This is a genomic window from Brytella acorum, from assembly GCF_029309905.1.
GTDB classification, from domain to species: Bacteria; Pseudomonadota; Alphaproteobacteria; order Acetobacterales; family Acetobacteraceae; genus Brytella; species Brytella acorum.
Genome location: NZ_JARBJP010000002.1, coordinates 656850 through 676945, shown reverse-complemented (window position 1 = coordinate 676945; position 20096 = coordinate 656850). Strand labels below are relative to the sequence as shown.

The following is a 20096-nucleotide window of genomic DNA, read 5'->3' as shown; positions in this document are numbered from 1 at the left end:
GAACCCAAGATTTTATGGAAATAATATCAGTCACTTAGAGCGACTGGCGTCCCATAGGGGATTCGAACCCCTGTTGCCGCCGTGAGAGGGCGGCGTCCTAGGCCTCTAGACGAATGGGACGAGGCGAGGGGGTTGATACGGGAACGTTCTTTCGCTGACAAGAGGATTTTTTACGATTTCGATAAAAGAGGTCCCAAAGGCGCGCCGCCGCAAAGATGGACATGGTAGTGCGGCACTTCCTGACCCGAGTGAACACCTACATTGCTGAGGACACGGTAGCCGGACTCATGGACACCCAGCTTGCGCGCGACAGCGACAATGGCCCGGTTGAAGCCGATGATCTCTGCGTCCGTGGCACTGGTACTAAAGTCGTCAAAGGAGGTATAGGGGCCTTTGGGAATGATCAGGACATGCACCGGCGCTTGTGGTGCAATATCTGGGAACGCGAGGGCATAATCATCTTCGTAGATGATCTTTGCCGGAATTTCGCCACGAAGGATGCGCGCGAAAACGTTGCTCTTGTCGTAAGCGCTCATAGCCCGTCCTTACAATCAAATGCCGGAAGTTGCTGGACGAGACGCTTTTTCTGCGACGCCGCTGACACCCTCACGACGTTGAAGCTCCTGCCAGATCTCCATGGGTTGAAGGCCAGCGTCAACCCACATCACGATAAGATGGTAGAGAACGTCCGCGCTTTCTCCGACGAGTTCCCGCTTATTACCCGCAACCGCCTCGATCAAACATTCGACGGCCTCTTCCCCAAATTTTTGCGCGACCTTGCGCGTGCCTCTGGAAAGCAACCGGGCGGAATGACTGTGAGCCGGGTCCGCGGTCCGACGCGCCACGACTGTGCTGAAAAGGCGATCCAGCACATGGGCGTCAATCAATAAAGCATCGGTGGGCGACTTCTTGATGGCGAGTTTCTTGACGGTCTTTGGCTTGCGAAGCTTCGGCTTTTCAACTTTGGGCGCGACATGCTTGGGGGCGGCTTTGGCCAACGTCAATCTCCTGCTGGGGCGTATGAACAAATCAGTGTCGATGAAGTCGCCCTGAACGTCAAAGCTGGAATATCAGTCCCCAACCCGCACGGGCAAACCGGCGTCTGCCAGGGTTCGTTTGACGACATCGATGCGGAAGGTTCCAAAATGAAAGACGCTGGCTGCCAGAAGGCCCGTTGCGCCCGCGCGTGCGCCTTCCACGAAATGATCGATCGTGCCGACACCGCCGGATGCGACCACCGGGATCTGGACGTGAGAGCAAACCTCTTTCAGCAGAGCAAGATCGAAGCCGTCACCGGTCCCATCCCGATCCATACTGGTGAGCAGGATTTCACCAGCGCCGCGTTCCTGAACCTGCCGGGCCCATGAGATCACATCGAGGCCGGTCGGCTTGCGACCGCCTTTGGTATAGACCTCCCAGCCTCCACGGCCGTCCGAACGCGCATCTATGGCGACCACGATGCACTGGCTGCCAAAGCGGTCGGCGGACTGATTGACAAGGTCAGGGTTCGTGACGGCGGCGGAGTTGATCGCGCATTTATCCGCACCGGCAAGAAGCAGGCGACGCATGTCTTCGGGGCTGCGAACGCCCCCACCAACCGTCAAGGGAAGAAATACCCTTTCGGCGGTACGTCGAACGACATCCAGAATGGTGTCGCGGTTTTCCACGCTGGCGGTAATATCAAGGAAGGTCAGTTCGTCCGCGCCAGCGGCGTCATAGAGCGCGGCCTGCTCGACCGGGTCACCGGCATCGCGCAACGAGACGAAGTTGACTCCCTTGACGACGCGACCGTCCTTGACGTCCAGGCAGGGAATGACACGCAGTTTCAACATCAGGCCACTTCCAGCGCGGCGAGCGCTTCCTGCACGGACACGCGCCCGTCATAAAGCGCTCGTCCGACGATAACCCCCCTTATGCCGGGCGAGCGTCGCGCGACCGAACGCAATGCCTGAAGATGCGTCACGCTTCCCACGCCGCCACTTGCAATCACCGGAAGAGAAACGGCATCGGCGAGCGCCGACGTCTGTTCGAGATCCAGCCCTTCCAGCATGCCGTCACGCGAGATTTCCGTGAAGATGATGGCCGCTACACCGGCATCTTCCATCCGGCACGCCAGATCGATCGCGGTGATATCCGAGATTTCCGCCCATCCTTCAGTGGCGACCCTGCCATCACGGGCATCGATGCCCGCAACGATCCTGCCCGGAAACGCGCGCGAGGCCTGACGGACAAGATCCGGATTCTTGACCGCGACGGAACCAAGAATGACCCGCGCGACGCCGGCATCCAGCCACCGCTCGATCGCCGCGATATCCCGAATCCCGCCGCCGAGCTGAACCGGAACGCTCGAGGCTTTCACGATCGCCTTGACCGCATCGATATTGGCGGATTGCCCGGCAAAGGCGCCATCCAGGTCCACGACATGCAGATGGCGGCATCCCGCATCCACGAAGCTGCGCGCCTGCGCCGCCGGATCGTCCGAGTAATGCGTCGCGTCTTCCATATCGCCACGACGCAGGCGCACGCACGCGCCCCCTTTGAGATCGATGGCCGGATAGAGCATGAGCCCATCGCGTCGAAGCTGGGTCACGGAGGCCGTATCCTTTCCTGTCGTTGCATGAGTCTCGCGGTTCAGGGCGCCATCAGCATCGAGAAGCTTCACGAGATAAAGCCCTCGAACCGTCTCACCATGCACCCGCGCATAATAGGGATGCGTTCCCCATTCCTCGAAGCCGAAGGTACGAAACAACGCAATGGCCTGGCTCTGCGTCTCGCGAATATCGCAATTCAGAACGCGGCATCCGGTACCGCGCGCGTAATCCACGACATCTGCCAGCAGCGCATGTCCGAGCCCCCGTCCGCGCATGTAGGGCGCAACGTGAAAGCCCGAAATATGCGCACTCATGGCCTGAACTTCGTTATGCCGGGAAGGGCGCGTCAGGACGGCCGCGCCCTGGATGACGCCACTTTCACGCACGATGAACAGACTCGCTTCCGGAACGAGGAGAAGCCCCTGGAAGTAGCGCTCCAGCACATTGCGCGGCGGCGGTTCCAGCCACCCGAAACCTCCACCGCCCAGGATCGCCGCCGTCGCGGCCTCGCACAGGGCGCCGAGATCATCTTCGGACAGTCTGGTGACGCGATTGGCGGTGATATTCATGGCTGCCAGCGAAGGAAGTTCGCCATGATGCGCAGACCGACGCGCTGGCTTTTCTCGACATGGAACTGCGTTCCACAGCGATTGCGCCGCGCGACGATGGCCGGAACATTTCCACCATAGACGGCGCTTGCCACGAGATCGGCCGGATCTCCGGCGCGCAGGGCATAGGAATGAACAAAATAGCCGTGGCAGCCGGGTTTGAGACCCTCGGTAAGAGGATGTGCGCCGGGAACGAAATCAAGCTCGTTCCACCCCATATGCGGCAGACGCAGCCCTTGCGCCGCGGCCTCCTCCATGGGGGCGATTTCACCTTTTATCCACCCAAGCCCCGCTGTCCGACCGTGTTCCAAACCCCAATGCGCCATCAACTGCATGCCGACACAAATGCCGAGAAAAGGCGTTCCCGCGGATGTCGCCTCTTCCAGCGCAAGACGAAGACCGGACCCCAGCCCCTCGGCGCAGTGAGCGAAAGCGCCCTGTCCGGGGAGAATGATACGGTCTGCGGCGCGAACCACCTCGGGGTCCGCGCTGATGACGACGTCCTGCTCAAGCCCGAGATCCGCCACGGCGCGACGTGCGGTCTGGGCAGCCGACGCCAGATTTCCGCCATTGTAATCGATGACGACGACGGGCCTGTTGCGGGAGTGGGTGGGCGTGAGACTCACAGGACGCCTTTCGTCGAAGGTATCATGTTGCCTGCCCGGGGATCGGCCGATACCGCCATGCGCAAGGCACGCGCGAAGGCCTTGAAGCCGCTTTCGGCGATGTGATGGGCGTTGCGGCCAGCCTTGCATGTCATGTGCACCGTCAGTGACGATGCCATGGCGAATGCCCGGTAGAACTCCTCGAACAGCTCGGTATCCATCTCGCCGATCTTTTCGCGCGGAAATTCAACGTTCCAAGCGAGATAAGGGCGGCCCGAAACGTCAACCACAGCTTCACATAATGCTTCATCCAGCGGCACCAGCGCATGGCCGAAACGGGTGATCCCGCGTTTGTCGCCAAGGGCCAGCGCAAACGCCTTGCCCAGCGCGATGCCGATATCCTCGACGGTATGGTGACCGTCAATGTGCAGATCGCCCACGCAACGCAGTTCGAGATCGAAACTGCCGTGTTTGGTCAGGGCTGTCAGCATATGGTCGAAAAACCCGATGCCACTGTCGATTTCCGCCGAGCCGTTGCCGTCCAGGCAGAGCGTCAGCATGACGTCGGTTTCACTCGTGACCCGGTGCTGCCGGGCGATACGGGGCGTGCTCATGCCTCATTCCATAATGCATGAGGGCGTTTCGCGATACTCTCTAAGCGGGTGTGACGGTCGTTAGGGTGCACCGTGCGGGACGGCTATGATATAAATCGGCTCCGACCTGGAGGTTATCATGGGCGACTCTGACACAAAGCATACGCGTGAACTGGATTTCCTGCTTTCGCGAGCTTCGACTGACCATCTCATTGAACCTGCACCTGAGAAGGCGCAGCTCGCCGTCATTCTGTCCGCCGCGTTGCGGGCGCCTGATCATGGCAAGCTCAGGCCGTGGCGATATGTGGTGATCAAAGGCAAACGCCGTCAGGAATTCGCCGAACTCGTGGTGGCGGCCATGCGGCGCACGACGCCTGACGTGCCCCAGAAAAAGATCGAAAAGCGCTTTCAGCGTTTCTCGGAAATGCCCATGACCATCGCTCTGGGGATGCATATCCAGCCCGATGGAAAGATACCGGTCGCCGAGCAGGAGCTGGCTGTGGGCGCCGCCGCAATGAACGTGCTGAACGCACTTCACGCGGAGGGTTTCGGGGCGATGTGGGTCACGGGCGAATATAGCGACGACCCGCAATTTCTCGCTGCACTCGGGTTCGCCTCCCCCCACCGGATCGCCGGGTTCCTCTTCGTCGGAACACCGGAAAAAGGCCCTTCGCAGACGCATCGCCCGGACGTGGAGGATTACATGGCCATATGGAAGGGTGAGCCCGTCAGTTTCGGGGCCGACAAATGACACGTTCGTCCGAAATCATCGTTGCGGGAGGAGGCCCCGTCGGACTCGCTGCGGCACTGTCCTTCGCCGCCGATGGTCGCTCGGTCAGCATCGTGGAGCGCATGCCGCCATCGGCGCTTGCGCGTCCGGCCTTCGACGGGCGCGAAATCGCGCTGACGCACCATGCGTCGAACTGGCTCAGGAGCTTTGGCGCCTGGGACCATATTCCCGCGACAGCGATTTCGCCCCTGCGCACAGCCAGAATTGAAACCGGTCGTGACGGCATGAAAGCCGGAGGACTGCTGTTCCACGCGCCCGAAAACGGGCCGGACGCGCTCGGGCATCTCGTCGCCAACCACCTGATCCGCCGGGCCTTGTATGAGGCCGTCCGGCAACAGCCGAGAATTCAGCTGCTCTCGGGGCAGGGGATCTCGACGCTTCACACGAATCGCCAGCGCGCAAAGGTCACTCTGGAAAGCGGAGCGGTGCTCGAAAGTGATCTTCTGGTGGCGGCGGACGGACGCTTCTCGCGGTTGCGGGCCATGAAGGGCATCGGCGCGATCGTTCACGACTTCAGGCGCAGTATTCTGGTCTGCCGTATGCGCCATCCGATCGCGCATGACGCCACCGCCCTTCAGTGGTTCGATGAGGGGCAGACGATCGCCCTCCTGCCGGTGGCTCCCGATGGATGCCCCGGCGATCGCTCGTCCCTGGTCCTGACGCTCCCTCCCGAGGAGATCGCACGTCTACAGGCCATGGACGAGGACGCCTTCAACGCCGATATAACAGAGCGGACGCAAGGACGTGTCGGGCCCATGACGGTGGAAAGCGCCCGTTGCGTCTATCCGCTGAAGGCTGTTTACGCGCATCGTTTTCAGGCGGAACGGTTCGCGCTTCTCGGGGATGCCGCCGTCGGCATGCACCCGATTACCGCGCATGGATTCAATCTTGGCCTGAAGGGACAGGAGACGCTCGCCCGCATGATCGATAACGGCAACGGCGACGCCGGGGACCCCGCGGCCCTGCGCGGCTTCGAACGTCGCCATCGTCTCGCGACGGCGCCTCTTTTCGCGGCCACGAACGGGATCGCGACGGTTTATACCCGCGATGTCGCGCCGCTTCTGGCGTTGCGGCGCGCGGGACTGGGTGTTGCCCAGCGCCTGACGCCGTTTCACCAGTTCGTCACCGGCCTGCTGATGGACCGTTCAGGCGCGGTGTGATCGCGGCGCGTCCTCGTGCGGCACGCCATGACGCGCCAGAAGACGGCGAAGCTTGTTTACGATGGGGAAAACCTCGACGTTGTGGTCGCCGCCCAGTTCGCGCCACGCCTGCTGCTCCATCTCGACGACAGCCTTGTCTTCGAGGAAGATACGGTTGGTGAAGACCCCCAGAGCCGGCCAGATGATGTCGATCAGCAGTGGCGTCTTGGGTCGAAGCACGGAAAGCAGGCCGAATGTCTGACAGCTTGATCCATCCGCGTTGGACGGGACATAAGCGGCGAACAGCTCCATGATGAGATCGCCGTCCTTATCGTGGATTTTCAGTGACTGATAAGGATAGGTCGTGCGGATCGTGACAACCTCCTCGATGGGTTGCACCCGGTTCGGATCGTCGACGTGCTTGCCGAAGATCAGGCGTTCGGCAAGCGGCTGCTGGTTTCCGCTGCGCGCGAAGCTGTAGCGCGCCTCGACGAAATTCTCGCCTTCGTCCTGACCCAGGAATCGCGCACGGATCTGCCCCATCTGGCGACGGTGCAGGAACTGATGGTTCATATCCATCAGGTTCTCATGCATGAACGTGTAGTGACACCCGACCGCGGGGCTAAAATGACGCGTCTTGAAGGCTGGGTTATCGACCTGGGCCAGCGGGGGCAGGGGAATCGCATCGGCTTTTTCGGCATCGCCGGGAAATATGAAGATGAGGCCCCCGGCTTCGCGGCAGGGGTAGGTCTTAACACCATTGGGCAGCTTGCCCTTGCCAAGATAAGGCACGTCGATGCAGCGGCCGGAACGCCCGTACGCCCAGCCATGATAGCAGCATTTGACGGCTTCGCCTTCGACGACTCCTTTGCTGAGCGGGACCTGGCGGTGGGCGCATCGATCTTCGAGCGCGAAAACAGTCCCATCCTGCGGCCTGACGAGAGCAACGGGATGCCTGCCGAAGCGGCGGCCGATCGTCTTGCCCCGCCTGAGGTCTTTGGACCACGCTATGGGGTACCAGAAATCCGGGTTGATATCGACGCGGCGGAGATCGATCGAAGGAAGGGTCGTAGCGGTGGTGTCCAAGCCTGCGTCCACGTGCGTATACTCGCTCTCTGTTCCAGTATCACGGTCCTTGTATCCCGGACCGGTTCGTCATTCCTGAAAAAAACAGCCGAACGAACATTTCCGCCAGTTACGAAGGCGTCATCTAACGGGCATGGGAAAAAGCGCGTGGTGTCATGGGTCTCGGCGAACCAGAACCCTCAGTAAAGAGGAACAGCCAGGGCGAGGCCCGCTGCGGCACTTCCATGTCCGCGCCGATGTTCGTTCACGCTTGTGCTCTCGTCCTGAGCCGCATTGATCTGGTGGGAATCACGATGAAAGAAATCCGGACGGACATGCGTGCTCGGGTCTGAGATAACCAGCGGCTCTGTCACGTCTTCATCGGGAACCGGCGCATCCGTGTAAGTCGGCCCGCTTGCGGCAACGGCGCGTGCATCCGAATGCGCCACAAGATCCGTGGATAGAGACGTGATCCCGGCGGTATCCGTTTTCAGGTTCGATGAACCGTCCGCGACTATAGTGGAAAAAGCCGATGATGACGGATGGGCCTTACCCCCGAAATGCACCGCAACCGTATTCGCATGGTCGGTCGCCTGCGCCTGCGCCGGAACACTTGATACAGCACCGCCTACTATTGTAGCGACAGTCATGGCGCACATAAGGGCCCGTCGAAGCATGGCAGGGTTCCTGCGTCGGGTACCGACCGGAACGAAGACCGCACCGGTTCCCAGACCCTGCCACCAGTTAGACAGGCCGATTTGCTCGCCGCAACATATAAAGTCTTTTTGTATCGCGGCGTAGCAAAACGTGAAAAGCGAGATACATTCCGGAAAGGAACTTTCTCGCCTGTCGCCACACCCTAGAGAGGTGCCGCGTGCTGCGCTGCGTCCGTGAGAACCGAGATCCCCGGCAGCAGCTTCCCTTCGAGCCACTCCAGGAAGGCGCCTCCGGCTGTCGAGACATAGCTCATCTTGTCGGCGACGCCCGCATGTCGCAGGGCCGAGACGGTGTCGCCACCACCGGCAATGGTCTTCAGCTTACCCTGTTCTGTCAGTGCTGCCGCGCCACGCGCCACTTCGACTGTCGCCGTATCGAACGGCTCGATCTCGAACGCGCCGAGCGGGCCATTCCAGACGAGCGTGCGAAGCTGCCCGAGTCTTTCGATGATCAGCTCGACGGTCCTCGGACCGGCATCGAGGATCATGGTATCCGCCGGAACCTCGCCGATCAGGCAGACTTCCGACGGCGCGCCAGCCTTGAATTCGCGCGCGACAACGGCATCCACCGGAAGAACGATCTCGCAACCCTTTTCGCGCGCTTCGACGACAATGCGCCGCGCCGTCTCATGCATATCGGCTTCCTGAAGCGACTTGCCGACTGCGATGCCTTCGGCCGCCAGAAAGGTGTTCGCCATCGCGCCGACGATGAAGAGCGTATCCACCTTGCCGAGGATATTGCCGATCAGGTCGAGCTTGGTCGAAATTTTGGCGCCTCCGACGATCGCGCCCACCGGACGATCGGGCTTTTCAAGCGCGGCCGAAAGCGCGTTGAGTTCGGCTTCCATCAGACGTCCGGCGAAAGACGGCAGAAAACGGGCCAGCCCTTCGGTCGAAGCGTGAGCGCGGTGAGCCGCTGAAAACGCGTCGTTCACATAGAAGTCGCCCAGTCCGGCAAGCATCTTTGTAAATTCGGCGTCGTTGGCCTCTTCACCACCATGGAAACGCGTGTTCTCGAGGACGAGGACGTCACCGTCCTTCATCGAAGCGACGGCCTGCTCTGCCTCCGGGCCGATGCAATCATGCACGAACCGTACAGGATGCTGCACCTTGGCCTCGAGCATCTCGGCGACGGGGGCGAGGGACATGCTCGGCACGACCCGTCCTTTCGGACGGTCGAAATGACTCAGCACGATGACCCGCGCCCCTTTGCCGGCAAGCTCGCAGATGGTGGGAATGACGCGGTCGATACGTGTGGTATCGGTGATCGCGCCATCACGAACCGGGACGTTCAGGTCGGCGCGCAGGAGAACGCGCTTGCCCAGGGGGGACAGATCATCGAGCGTGCGGAAAGCAGGCATCGTCAAAACTCCGCTTACAGACTTCCGAAAAGAGCCGCCGTGTCGGACATGCGGTTCGAGAAGCCCCATTCGTTATCGTACCACGTACAGACGCGGACCATCTCGCCACCGTTGATGAGAGCGGTCTGCGTCGCATCGAAGGTGGAAGACGCCGGGTTGTGGTTGAAGTCGCTGCTCACGAGGGGCGCCGTGTTATAGGCCAGAACACCCTTGAGGGGCCCCTCCGACGCCGCGGCCTTCATCGCTTCGTTGATGGCTTCGACGGATTCCACGGGCCGCTCAGGGATGAAATCCAGAGAGACGACCGAAACATTCGGCGTCGGTACGCGGATAGATGTGCCGTCCAGGCGTCCCTTGAGGTGCGGCAGCACGAGACCGATGGCTTTGGCGGCGCCGGTCGAAGTCGGAATCATGTTCAGCGACGCGGCGCGCGCGCGACGGGGATCTTTATGGTGGGTGTCGACGGTACGCTGATCGCCCGTGAAGGAATGGATCGTCAGCATATAGCCGCACTTGATGCCGAACTTGTCATCCAGGACCTTGGCGACGGGGGCGAGACAGTTCGTCGTGCAGGACGCGTTCGAGATCACCGTCATGTCGGGCGTCAGCATGGCGTTGTTCACGCCGTATACGATCGTCGCATCGACGTCCGAAGCGGGAGCCGATACCAGAACCTTGCGTGCGCCCGCCTTGATAAGCGCCTCGGCCTTCTCTTTGGACGTGAAGAGACCCGTGCATTCCATCGCCACGTCAACGCCCTCGAACGGCACTTTGGTCGGGTCGCGCTCGGCGGAAATACGGATCGGATCATAGGCGCGGCCGTTGGCGGAAATGAACAGCAGATCGCCCTCGACACGGATGTCCGCTTTCAGCGGTCCATGGACGCTGTCATAGGCAAGAAGGTGAGCACTGGCTTCCGGCGAGCCGAGATCGTTGATGGCGACCGGCACGACGTCCGTCCGGCCACTTTCGATGATGCCGCGCAACACGAGGCGACCGATGCGCCCGAAGCCGTTGATAGCGATCTTAACTGCCACTGTTCATTCTCCATTGACGGCGCGCACCCGAAACACCGGGATGTTCGCCTTACGGGATATCATCCATAGCACCGTGTGATGTACTGACGAGAGGGGGCTCGTGTAGCGACCACTTTTCGCCAGATCTTCGCACGAATATCGCCCACGGCTCTCTTGCCGTATGACGCGGTTCCTGCGACGGTCGCGCCATTATGGCACGTCTGTACCGATCTGTTTTTCGTTTTTCCGTGAGCACGGGCGCCATCGCGGCCGCTCTGGCTCTCAATGCCTGTGCGCCGCTGGACCAGCGCACCTTCGATCCGTCAGCGGGTCGACCGCCGAAGGTTCACGTGCCGCTGCCGCCCCCTGCGCCGCCTGCAAAGCCGCCATTCGTTCAGATCATGGCTGGAACGCCCGAAAGCGTCTGGCAGCCGGATGTCGAGAAGGTGACGCGCCTCGCGCTTCAGCGCAAACCGAACATTCTTTTTGTTCTGACAGCCATCGTGCCTCGCGACGGTTCTCCGCCTGCTCAAGCCGATGCTCTGGCGGCTCTGGTGCAGGGCGACGAGCGGGCGGTTGCGCAGGCAATGGTTGATGCGGGCGCGTCGGGAGGGCAGATCGAAATGGATGCGCGGGTTGAAGACGGTGCGAAGCCACACATCCGGGTCGACGTCCGGTAGGGCATGCGTGTCAGGGCACATCTGAGTGCCCAACGTCAGGCGTTGGCGGTTTTGCGGGCAATCAGTGCGTGAACGGTATCGTGCCACGCGGTCAGGTCCTCCGGCGGTACGACTTCGCCCGTATCGATCTCCATGAAGCCCGCGCGACCGAGCAGGAGACTGATGAAACGCGAACGATCCTCCGACTCCAGAGCCTGCCAGAGGGCGACCGCCTTGGCGACGTGAAAATTGTCTGAAAACGTGATGATGAGCGGCGCGCCCGGTTTCAGTACGCGCCAGACTTCCCGCAGAACCGAAACAGGCTGTGTCAGGTAAGCCAGTCCATCACACAGGCAGACCGCATCCATCGTTTCGTCTTCGAAAGGCAGGACCGTATCGGTATTGAGATCCTGAACCACACGCTCGGTCAGGGACGCGTTGGCGTCCAGCGCGCTGCGACTGACATCCAGGCCCACGACGCGATCATGGTTCGCTTCGGGCGGAATATGACTCAGGGAACCGCACATAAGATCAAGCACGTCACCCATCGCGGGGAGCGTCGTCTGATAGAGCGCGGAGACGGCCGTGCGCGCGCCGACATCCATGAGCGTGTCCTGTCCTCGCTTGGCGAAGTAGATCGCATCCGGCTCGTTATTGGCGCGTGCGAACGCACGAGGGTGAAAACCCTTAAGATCATCCGTCATCGAGGGGCCATCGCGACCGGCGTGGAAGAGTCGGACGGGGCCGGGACATCCGCAATACTGAAGTCCGGGCGGTGCCACCAGCATGCGGCCGCCGTGCGCTTGACGACGGGTAGGAAATCCATGGCTTCTCCAGTCAGCCGGACGGTGTTGGTCGGAGTTTCCTTGAGTTCGATGCTCCTGCACCGCAGAAGATCGCCTTCGGAGCGCAGGATCGCCGTGATCTTCGCCATCAGGAGAGCGGCCATCAGTTCTGTGGTGGGATCGCCCGGCGTGACGACGATCCGCGCCGCGCGCTCGGGCTCGTTGAGACGAAACCAGTTCAGCAGGGGGTCGGTCTCCGAAAGCTGAAGACCATGATCGAGCCGTGTATCGACGAACGCATGCCAGCGATCCTTGGCCTGTCGAAACGGCACGACCATATTGCCCCGGCCATCCAGCGCCCGGTCGCGCGTCGGATATAGCGTGACCGTCACGTATTCGTTGTGACCATGGGGAAGGGCGCAGGTTTCCGATGCCCCGTCGATCAACCGATGGCCCATTGAAAATCGTCGTGTGAAAATCAGTTCAGCGCCCGACATAAGCAGCCCATCCTTTGGCCCTGAGTTCGCAGGCGGGACATGTCCCGCATCCATAGCCCCAGGGGTGGTGATGCGTACGATCTCCGAGATAGCAGCTATGGCTTTCCTGCCGGATGGTCTCCACGAGAGGTTTCCCGCCGAGACCGTCCGCCAGAGCCCATGTCTGGGCCTTGTCCAGCCACATCAATGGCGTATGCAGCACGAAGCGTTGCTCCATGCCGAGATTGAGCGCGACCTGAAGCGCCTTGATGGTATCGTCGCGACAGTCCGGATAGCCGGAATAGTCCGTTTCACAGACGCCTGTAACGATGTGACGCGCGTCGCGTCGCACGCCCAGAGCCGCGGCGAAGCTCAGAAAAATCAGGTTCCGGCCCGGCACGAACGTCGAGGGCAGGCCGCTTTCGCTCAACTCGATGGCAGCCTCGCGCGTCAGGGCCGTCTCGGAGATCGCTCCAAGAACCGGTAGGGCCAGGGTGTGATCGGGTCCAAGCCTGTCGCGCCATTGGGGGCACTTCGCGACGATATCGGCGCGCAGCGTCTCGCGGCATTCCAGTTCCACCGCATGCCGCTGCCCATAGTCGAAACCCAGCGTCTCGACATGCTCGAACCGCTCCAGAGCCCAGGCGAGGCATGTCGCGGAGTCCTGGCCACCAGAAAACAACACGAGAGCGTTCTTGTCCGAGAGAGCCATCAGGGAATTCCGATCAGCTTATGGGTCTGCAGGGAGAGCCGCCAGCGCGGATGGGCGAGACAGTACGCTACCGCAGCCTGCGTATTTTCCGCGCGCTCGGGGCCGTCCATGGGCTGCAACCAGAAATGGGAAAACGAGAGGCCGGAGAAGTTTTCCGGAGGGTGTGTGGCCTGGGGAAATACCAGCTTCAGTTCATTGCCATGCGTCTGCGCAAGGGCCTGTCCGCCCTTGGGACTCACGCAGATCCAGTCGATTCCCTGCGGTGCGGCGATGGTGCCGTTTGTCTCCACGGCGATTTCAAAGCCATAGGAATGAACGGCGTCAATCAGTGCCGCGTCCATCTGCAGAAGAGGCTCGCCGCCGGTGAAGACCACATAGCGCGGACCGGACTGCCCCGCATGGGCCTGCCATACGCGCTCGATTGCATGGGCCAATGTTGCGGCGGTCTGAAAGCGGCCGCCACCTTCTCCGTCCGTGCCGACGAAGTCCGTGTCGCAGAACGTGCAGGCGGCATCGACGCGGTCCTGCTCGCGCCCGGACCATAGATTGCACCCCGCGAAACGGCAGAAAACCGAAGCACGGCCCGTTTGCGCCCCTTCACCCTGAAGGGTCGCGAACATCTCCTTGATGGCATACGACATGATCCCGCATGTCAACGAGGATGCGTCCCGATGCAAGCATTTTCTGGGTCTCACCAGCGCATGAAGGTGGACGCCGCCGGTGAGACGTCTGACGGAAGACCGTCAGTTTTCGACGATCGTCCAGTCGCCGTTCACCTTTTTGAGGTTCAGATCGGCCGTATGATTGCCCGTGTTGGTCATGGACGTGACGGTGCAATGGTAGACGCCGTTGTCGCGCGCCGTGCAGTCGGAATTGGTGATTTTCACATGGGCCGGATCATAAGGGCCGTCGAACAGGCCCAGTGAACGGTCCGAAGCCCGCTGATTGGCGGCCATCATGTAGCTGTGCACCACATGCTGAATATCGGCATTCGTGGGCGCGCCGATCTTCCCGCAGGCGGCGAAAACGAGAGGTAATGCCAGAAGGGCATAGCGCGCGCGACGTGTGGAAGAGGGGCGGGAGAAAACTGTAGTCATGGAAGGTCACCTATTGAGAATAATGACGGGTCTCAAACGTGCGACCTTCCATGAAGTTTTTTTCAGTCTTCAACCGACATCGAATGTCACGCCCTGTGCGAGGGGCAGGTTACGGCCATAATTGATGGTGTTCGTGGCGCGGCGCATATAACCCTGCCAGGCATCCGAACCGGACTCACGGCCGCCACCCGTTTCTTTCTCACCGCCGAAAGCGCCGCCGATTTCCGCGCCGGAAGTGCCGATATTCACGTTGGCGATCCCGCAATCCGACCCCGAGGCGGAAACGAACAGTTCGGCTTCACGCATGTCGTTCGTGAAGACGGATGACGAGAGACCCTGAGGCACATCATTCTGAAGAGCGATCGCGTCGGCAAAATTATCGTAGGCCATCACATACAGAATCGGTGCGAAGGTTTCTTCGCGCACAGGGCCGATCTGCGATGTCATTTCGACCAGTGCCGGACGGACATAGTAGCCGCCCTCGCAGCCCTCGACGACGACCCGTGTGCCGCCATGCACCCTGCCACCGCACGTGGCCGCCGAATCGAGAGCCGAGCGCATCCGGTGATAAGAGTCTGAATCGATCAGCGGCCCGACGAGATGGCCGTCCAGGGGGTTACCCACCGTGACGGAATCATAGGCTGCCTTCAGGCGTGTCACGAAACTGTCGTGGATCGATCGGTGGACGAAAAGACGACGCAGCGTCGTGCAACGCTGTCCCGCCGTTCCCATTGCCGCGAAGGCCACGCCACGCAACGCCAGATCCAGATCGGCGGAGGGCGTGACGATGGCGGCGTTATTGCCGCCAAGCTCGAGAATGGATCGGGCAAAACGGGCGGCGAGACGCTGGCCGACAACACGACCCATGGCTGTGGAGCCCGTGGCGGAAACAGCGGCGACTCTGGGATCGTCCACCATGGCTTCACCGATCTCGCGACCGCCGATCAGGAGTTGGGAGAGTCCTTTCGGCGCACTCGCAAAGCGTTCCAGCGCGCGCTCCAGGACAGCGTGCGAAGCCATGGCCGTGAGAGGCGTTTTTTCCGACGGTTTCCAGACGATCGCGTTGCCGCACACCAGGGCGAGCGCCGCGTTCCACGCCCAGACGGCGACGGGAAAATTGAAAGCCGAAATGATCCCGACCACACCAAGGGGATGCCACGTTTCCATCATGCGATGTTCCGCGCGCTCGGTCGCAATCGTTTTGCCATAGAGCTGACGGGAGAGGCCGACCGCGAAATCGCAGATATCGATCATCTCCTGGACTTCCCCCAGACCTTCGGAGGGAGACTTGCCAGCCTCGATCGACACCAGCCGACCCAACGCGTCCTTCGCGGCCCGAAGTTCATCTCCCAGCAGACGCACGAGTTCGCCTCGATGAGGAGCCGGAACGTTCCGCCAGGCTGAGGCCGCCTGATGGGCCACCGCCACAGCCGCACTCGCGCCAGACGCCGGCGTTTCCGCGACATGGGCGATCGTTTCGCCGTTGACGGGAGAGCGGACGGCGAGGCCGCCGCCATCGAGCATCGAGGCCGCGACGCCGAGTTGTTCGAGTGTCTGCCGTGCGGTGTCGCGTAACGTCGCCATGATCTGCCCTTCCGACCGTCTAAAGCGCCATTTCTAGTGCCCCCCCGAGGGAAGCGCCAGTGGGAGCGACAAGAAAGCGCGACGGCGCTTCAGCTTTGTCCCGCCGTCATGGAAAGAGGCATCCAATGTCCTCCGCGCATGATTTCAGCTGGCCGGAAGCGGGACTTGTAGGCCATCTTGTCGCTCCCCCGCACCCAGTAACCAAGATAGAGATGCGCGAGATTACGGCGTCTGGTTTCTTCGATCAGCGTCAGGATCGAGAACGTACCGAAAGATGCGCGCGGATCCGCGGTTTCAAAAAACGTATAGACGGCGGAGAGGCCGTCGCTCAGCTCGTCCACGAGCGAAACACATACGAGCGTGCCGCCCGCATCACGATATTCAAGCAGTGAGGTTGCGACCGGACTGTCTTCCACCATCGCCCGATAATCGCTCGCGCTCATCTGTGCCATGTCGCCGCTCTCATGGCGGCTTGCCTGATAGCGCCGGAAAAGTTCGTACTGCTCCGCCGTCGCCTGCGGTGGCACTTCCATGATCGTGATTCCGGCCTGTCGTCGTAACAGACGACGCTGCGTCCGATCGGGAACGAACTGTCGGACGGGAATACGGATGGGCACGCAGGCCCGGCACCCGGCGCAGACGGGCGCATAGGCAATCGCGTGGCTGCGTCGAAACCCCGCCTGGGAGAGGCGATCGTGCAACGCCACGGCGTCCGGCCCGGTCAGTTCGGTCATGACCTTCCGCTCCTGCCTCCCCGGAAGATAGGGACAGGGCATGGGAGAGGTCGTGTAGAACAGACGGGGAGACGTTGAAACGGTCATGCGCTCTGCTCTCCTTCCGTCCTGTCATTTTAGCCCTTAATGGTTGGCGTACCGCAAGAATGTTTTGCATGTCTCCGGCTGGCCTCTCGCGAGAGTTACGATAAGCTCGTCTCGCATGATGCCTGCTTTCCAGCCATTCGAGTTCTGTCTCGCGATTTTCCGCGGTCTGGTGGCATTGGCCGTCACCCTGCACGTTCTTCGCACGAAGCGCGATACCGCCGCAGCCATCGGCTGGATCGGGGTCGTCTGGCTCATGCCGCTCTGCGGCGGCGCGCTTTATCTTATGTTTGGAGTCAACCGGGTGCGGCGGCGCGCCCGTCGGGTCGCACGTCGCCATCGCCGGGATCTTCGGACGGCGCAACGTGATACGGGCACCGAAGCCGAAGGGGAATTCCGGCGTCTTTCGCGGATGCTCGACGCCCTGACGGAATATCCGCTCGTATCGGGCAATGCCGTCACCTGTCTGCAGGATGGTGACAACGCCTATCCAGCCATGCTCTGCGCCATTGCGGAGGCGCGGCGATCCGTCGTGCTGTGTTCTTATATCTTCAGGCGCGACGAAGTGGGCATGGCCTTCGTCGAGGCGCTCGATGAAGCTCGCGCAAGAGGAGTCGCCGTCCGTGTTCTCGTCGATGGCGTGGGGAGCGGGTATTTCCACTGCGGTATCCAGCGCGCACTCAGGCAGCGTGGCATTGTCTGTCGGCGCTTCATGCATTCCTTCTGGCCCTGGCGCATGCCGTTCATCAATCTGCGCAATCACCGCAAGATCCTGGCGGTGGACGGACGGATTGGCTTCATGGGGGGACTGAATATCGGAGCCGAGAACCGACTGCGATCCAGACCAAGACATCCGGTCGCCGATATGCATTTTCAACTCGAGGGACCGATTGTCGCCCAGTTGACAGAGATTTTTGCCCGAGACTGGTTCTTCGCCTGCGGAGAAGAACTGGAAAGCGAAGTGTTCTTTCCAAAGCATTGTGCGCCAGTCGGATCAACACTGCTGCGCGCGGTACCCTCGGGGCCGGACAATGATTTCGAGAAAATCGAATACGCGATGCTGCAGGGCATCACGCTGGCGCGTGAAAGCGTTCGCATCGTGACGCCCTATTTTCTGCCGGATGAACGCCTGCTGACCGTTCTGTGCCTCGCCGCCCTACGGGGCGTCACGGTGGACATCATCGTGCCGAGCCGCAGCAACCATCGCCTGATCGACTATGCGCGCGACGCGACGCTCATGCCTTTTTGTGACGCGGGATGCCGGATCTGGCTGGCGGCGCCGCCTTTCAATCATGCGAAGCTGATGGTCGTGGATCGCCAGTGGTGCTTCGTCGGAAGTGCAAACGTCGATGCCCGCAGTTTGCGCCTGAACTTCGAGATCAATATGGGCATTTACAGCCGCGAACTGGCCGACAGCCTGGCAGAGTTCGTCGATGGCCTGAAGGGGCGGCGGGTCGGGCGCGCCGATCTGGAAAAATTGCCTAAGATCGTGAAATTGAGAAATGCCAGCGTCCGGCTTCTCATGCCCTATTTATAAATCTCTCACGCCATGACGGCCCCTGAACCTTCCCAAGACGCAGGTCCACCAGGATCGGGTGGTGATCCGAGCTGAGGTTCGGCAGGACCTCGGTATCGGCGGGATGCATGCCGCGTACGAGACAGCGGTCCAGGCGGATGGGCAGGAAATCGGCCATGCGATGAGTGGCTTCACGAGGGCCGACATCGTGAAAGCCGGGAACCATCGTCGGTCCGACAAGGTTGAAATCCCCCATGACGAGCGCTCGCGGGCGCAGCATCGCCGCGATCCGGCGCAACTGCCGACGATTCAGGATCTGGCCGTGGGACAGATGGACGTTGGCCACCGAGAAGCTGCCGAAATCGACCATCAGGGCAGTCCGGCGTACGATAAGGCCGGAAGGGAGCAGACAGGAGACGGGGGGCCGCGCAAACGGGAAACGGCTCCAGCAGGCGGTTCCATGAATGCGTCCGGGAAGGGGAAGCCGCGCATAATACCCCGGCAAGACGTCGGGCAGGCGATCGATCTCGTCCGTCGCTTCCTGCATCAGAAAAATGTCCGGACGGTAGCGCGTCGCGACAGCCACGACGTCATCCAAGGACGCGCCGGTGCGCCGGAGCAGGTTCCAGCTTATGATCCTGAAGGACTGTCCGGGTAGCGGTACATGTCCATGCGGATTGTGCGCGCCCGGTCGATCCGGCGTGTTCAGAACGATATGTGTCATAGAGAGTCCGTGATCTCCGGCCGGATATCCATTGTCTCGTTCGTCGTTGTCGGGGAGCCGAGCGTTTCCGGCGGCCGACCGCGCGCGAACTCCACGGTGAGCGTATAACCGACGCCGAGCAGCACCGGCCCCAGAAAGATGCCCAGGCCCCCAAGGGTGACGACGCCGCCGAGAACGCCGAGGACCGCGAGAAGATAGGGTTGCTGTGCGCCCCGTGAAATCAGCGCCGGGCGCAGAAGGTGATCGGCGCCCGAAATGATCAGAACGCCGTAGGCGGCAAGGAAAATGCCCGATGCGACGTGATGGGTGGAAACGAGCCACAGGGCCGCTGGTATCCAGACAAGGGGCGCGCCGATGGGAAAGACCGCCAGAAACGCCGCCAGTCCGCCGAACAGGACGGATTCGGGCACGCCGCTGAGAAACAGTCCGATAGATGTCAGAACGCCCTGCACGATGGCCGTGCCGATAACGCCGTAGACGGTGCCGCGGATCGTCCTGCCGATGATCAGGATCAGCCGGTCGGCGTAATCGCCGCAGATCCGCGTCAGGGCTCCGGTTATGACAAGGCCCAGCGTATCGCCATTGATCCAGAAAAACAGCGCGACGAACAGCGCCATCAGCAGTTCCGCGATCCCTCCGGCCAGAAGGACGAGCCCCGAGAGCACGTAATGTGCGATCTGCCCGGCATAAGGCTGGAGCGAGTCCCCCATGGCATGAATGTCGTGAGTCCATTCCGCATAGGTTTTCTGGAGCTCCGGGCCGAAATGCGGAATATGCGCGAGCCATGAAGGCGCCCGTCCGTCGGTCGAGATGTTGGCGAGTTCCGCTTCGATAGATCCGATCAGCCCCGGTATGTCCGATATGCCCGTCGAACTGAGATAGGCGATGGGCAGCACGATCGCGACCGCGCTCCCCCCCATCATGATTGCGGCGGCGATCGTCGGGCTCACATGGCGGCGAAGGCGGGTGTAAAGTGGCCAGGTCGTGAAGGTCAGGATGCCTGCCCATAGAATGGCGGAGAGAAACGGCCAGAGAATGACCCCGCATCCATAGGCGACGCCCACGAGAAGCAGGCCGAGTATGATGCGTTCTGTGGTCAACCGCCTCTGTCTTCCGCAATGTCCGTCACATGTGGACCGTATGTTCCTCTGGCGCTCCGTTCGGGATTGACCGGAACGTGCAAAGAGACTGCTATCGTGCGTCCACGTTTTCGTTCACGCAAGGGCCAACCGGATGCCGAT

The 20096-nt window shown here is 61.4% G+C and carries 23 protein-coding genes and 1 tRNA gene; 4 read left to right on the top strand and 20 right to left on the bottom strand.

All coding sequences use genetic code 11. The features are described from left to right. Window positions 1–44: 44 nt before the first annotated feature. The 7 genes from PWM43_RS06435 to hisB form a co-directional block, all read right to left on the bottom strand. Window positions 45–120 (bottom strand) — tRNA-Glu (locus PWM43_RS06435). Window positions 121–170: 50 nt separating this feature from the next. Then, on the bottom strand, window positions 171–536 hold the full coding sequence (locus PWM43_RS06430) for a histidine triad nucleotide-binding protein (RefSeq protein ID WP_289841718.1): 366 nt from the start codon (window positions 534–536) through the stop codon (window positions 171–173). Window positions 537–551: 15 nt separating this feature from the next. After that, window positions 552–914 (bottom strand): phosphoribosyl-ATP diphosphatase, encoded by a 363-nt coding sequence (locus PWM43_RS06425; RefSeq protein ID WP_289841762.1) that lies wholly within the window; start codon window positions 912–914, stop codon window positions 552–554. A gap of 156 nt (window positions 915–1070) precedes the next feature. Continuing rightward, window positions 1071–1832, bottom strand: coding sequence for an imidazole glycerol phosphate synthase subunit HisF (gene hisF, locus PWM43_RS06420; RefSeq protein ID WP_289841717.1), 762 nt, complete (start codon window positions 1830–1832; stop codon window positions 1071–1073). Beyond that, the gene (hisA, locus tag PWM43_RS06415; RefSeq protein WP_289841716.1) at window positions 1832–3160 is read right to left on the bottom strand and encodes a 1-(5-phosphoribosyl)-5-[(5-phosphoribosylamino)methylideneamino]imidazole-4-carboxamide isomerase; all 1329 of its coding nucleotides are present in this window, start codon (window positions 3158–3160) and stop codon (window positions 1832–1834) included. The genes hisF and hisA overlap by 1 nt, the downstream gene beginning before the upstream one ends. Continuing rightward, on the bottom strand, window positions 3157–3825 hold the full coding sequence (gene hisH, locus PWM43_RS06410; protein ID WP_289841715.1) for an imidazole glycerol phosphate synthase subunit HisH: 669 nt from the start codon (window positions 3823–3825) through the stop codon (window positions 3157–3159). The genes hisA and hisH overlap by 4 nt, the downstream gene beginning before the upstream one ends. Next, window positions 3822–4418, bottom strand: a complete 597-nt coding sequence (gene hisB, locus PWM43_RS06405) for an imidazoleglycerol-phosphate dehydratase HisB (RefSeq protein WP_289841714.1) — start codon at window positions 4416–4418, stop codon at window positions 3822–3824. The genes hisH and hisB overlap by 4 nt, the downstream gene beginning before the upstream one ends. A gap of 118 nt (window positions 4419–4536) precedes the next feature. Here hisB and PWM43_RS06400 point away from each other — a divergent pair, with 118 nt between their 5' ends. Both PWM43_RS06400 and ubiM read left to right on the top strand, forming a co-directional pair. Next, window positions 4537–5148, top strand: a complete 612-nt coding sequence (locus tag PWM43_RS06400) for a nitroreductase family protein (RefSeq protein WP_289841713.1) — start codon at window positions 4537–4539, stop codon at window positions 5146–5148. Continuing rightward, window positions 5145–6347 carry a 5-demethoxyubiquinol-8 5-hydroxylase UbiM gene (gene ubiM, locus PWM43_RS06395; RefSeq protein WP_289841712.1) on the top strand — a complete coding sequence of 401 codons (1203 nt, stop codon included), beginning with the start codon at window positions 5145–5147 and terminating at the stop codon, window positions 6345–6347. Before PWM43_RS06400 ends, ubiM begins: the two co-directional genes overlap by 4 nt. On the opposite strand, the gene PWM43_RS06390 is transcribed toward ubiM, so the two are convergent. The 4 genes from PWM43_RS06390 to gap form a co-directional block, all read right to left on the bottom strand. Then, entirely contained in the window at window positions 6333–7412 is a 1080-nt protein-coding gene (locus tag PWM43_RS06390; protein WP_289841711.1) for an aromatic ring-hydroxylating oxygenase subunit alpha, read from the bottom strand. The genes ubiM and PWM43_RS06390 overlap by 15 nt on opposite strands. Window positions 7413–7591: 179 nt before the next feature. After that, on the bottom strand, window positions 7592–8068 hold the full coding sequence (locus tag PWM43_RS06385) for a hypothetical protein (protein WP_289841710.1): 477 nt from the start codon (window positions 8066–8068) through the stop codon (window positions 7592–7594). A gap of 182 nt (window positions 8069–8250) precedes the next feature. Next, window positions 8251–9468, bottom strand: coding sequence for a phosphoglycerate kinase (locus tag PWM43_RS06380; RefSeq protein WP_289841709.1), 1218 nt, complete (start codon window positions 9466–9468; stop codon window positions 8251–8253). Window positions 9469–9482: 14 nt separating this feature from the next. Beyond that, window positions 9483–10505, bottom strand: a complete 1023-nt coding sequence (gene gap / locus PWM43_RS06375) for a type I glyceraldehyde-3-phosphate dehydrogenase (RefSeq protein ID WP_289841708.1) — start codon at window positions 10503–10505, stop codon at window positions 9483–9485. A 191-nt stretch (window positions 10506–10696) separates the two neighbouring features. Here gap and PWM43_RS06370 point away from each other — a divergent pair, with 191 nt between their 5' ends. Further along, window positions 10697–11164, top strand: coding sequence for a hypothetical protein (locus PWM43_RS06370; protein ID WP_289841707.1), 468 nt, complete (start codon window positions 10697–10699; stop codon window positions 11162–11164). Between the two features lie 35 nt (window positions 11165–11199). Here the strand turns inward: PWM43_RS06370 and PWM43_RS06365 are convergent, their stop codons facing one another. From PWM43_RS06365 to PWM43_RS06335, 7 genes are all read right to left on the bottom strand, one after another. After that, window positions 11200–11847, bottom strand: coding sequence for a class I SAM-dependent methyltransferase (locus PWM43_RS06365; RefSeq protein WP_289841706.1), 648 nt, complete (start codon window positions 11845–11847; stop codon window positions 11200–11202). Continuing rightward, the gene (locus tag PWM43_RS06360) at window positions 11844–12425 is read right to left on the bottom strand and encodes a 6-pyruvoyl trahydropterin synthase family protein (RefSeq protein ID WP_289841705.1); all 582 of its coding nucleotides are present in this window, start codon (window positions 12423–12425) and stop codon (window positions 11844–11846) included. Before PWM43_RS06360 ends, PWM43_RS06365 begins: the two co-directional genes overlap by 4 nt. After that, window positions 12412–13116 carry a 7-cyano-7-deazaguanine synthase QueC gene (gene queC / locus PWM43_RS06355; protein WP_289841704.1) on the bottom strand — a complete coding sequence of 235 codons (705 nt, stop codon included), beginning with the start codon at window positions 13114–13116 and terminating at the stop codon, window positions 12412–12414. The genes PWM43_RS06360 and queC overlap by 14 nt, the downstream gene beginning before the upstream one ends. Continuing rightward, window positions 13116–13757, bottom strand: a complete 642-nt coding sequence (queE, locus tag PWM43_RS06350; RefSeq protein WP_289841703.1) for a 7-carboxy-7-deazaguanine synthase — start codon at window positions 13755–13757, stop codon at window positions 13116–13118. The genes queC and queE overlap by 1 nt, the downstream gene beginning before the upstream one ends. 102 nt (window positions 13758–13859) lie before the next feature. Beyond that, a complete protein-coding gene (locus PWM43_RS06345) occupies window positions 13860–14213 on the bottom strand; it encodes a hypothetical protein (protein ID WP_289841702.1) in 354 nt (117 codons plus the stop codon). Between the two features lie 69 nt (window positions 14214–14282). Then, window positions 14283–15797: an L-piperidine-6-carboxylate dehydrogenase gene (gene amaB, locus PWM43_RS06340; protein WP_289841701.1), complete on the bottom strand. Its 1515-nt coding sequence runs from the start codon at window positions 15795–15797 to the stop codon at window positions 14283–14285. An 89-nt stretch (window positions 15798–15886) separates the two neighbouring features. After that, window positions 15887–16618, bottom strand: coding sequence for an arginyltransferase (locus PWM43_RS06335; RefSeq protein ID WP_289841700.1), 732 nt, complete (start codon window positions 16616–16618; stop codon window positions 15887–15889). A gap of 115 nt (window positions 16619–16733) precedes the next feature. Between PWM43_RS06335 and PWM43_RS06330 the strand changes: the two genes are divergently transcribed. Continuing rightward, window positions 16734–18152, top strand: a complete 1419-nt coding sequence (locus PWM43_RS06330; protein ID WP_289841699.1) for a phospholipase D-like domain-containing protein — start codon at window positions 16734–16736, stop codon at window positions 18150–18152. Here PWM43_RS06330 and PWM43_RS06325 read toward each other — a convergent pair. Together PWM43_RS06325 and PWM43_RS06320 are read right to left on the bottom strand one after the other, a co-directional pair. Next, window positions 18136–18855, bottom strand: coding sequence for an endonuclease/exonuclease/phosphatase family protein (locus PWM43_RS06325; RefSeq protein ID WP_289841698.1), 720 nt, complete (start codon window positions 18853–18855; stop codon window positions 18136–18138). The genes PWM43_RS06330 and PWM43_RS06325 overlap by 17 nt on opposite strands. Continuing rightward, window positions 18852–19955: an AI-2E family transporter gene (locus PWM43_RS06320; RefSeq protein WP_289841697.1), complete on the bottom strand. Its 1104-nt coding sequence runs from the start codon at window positions 19953–19955 to the stop codon at window positions 18852–18854. Before PWM43_RS06320 ends, PWM43_RS06325 begins: the two co-directional genes overlap by 4 nt. Between the last annotated feature and the right edge of the window lie 141 nt (window positions 19956–20096).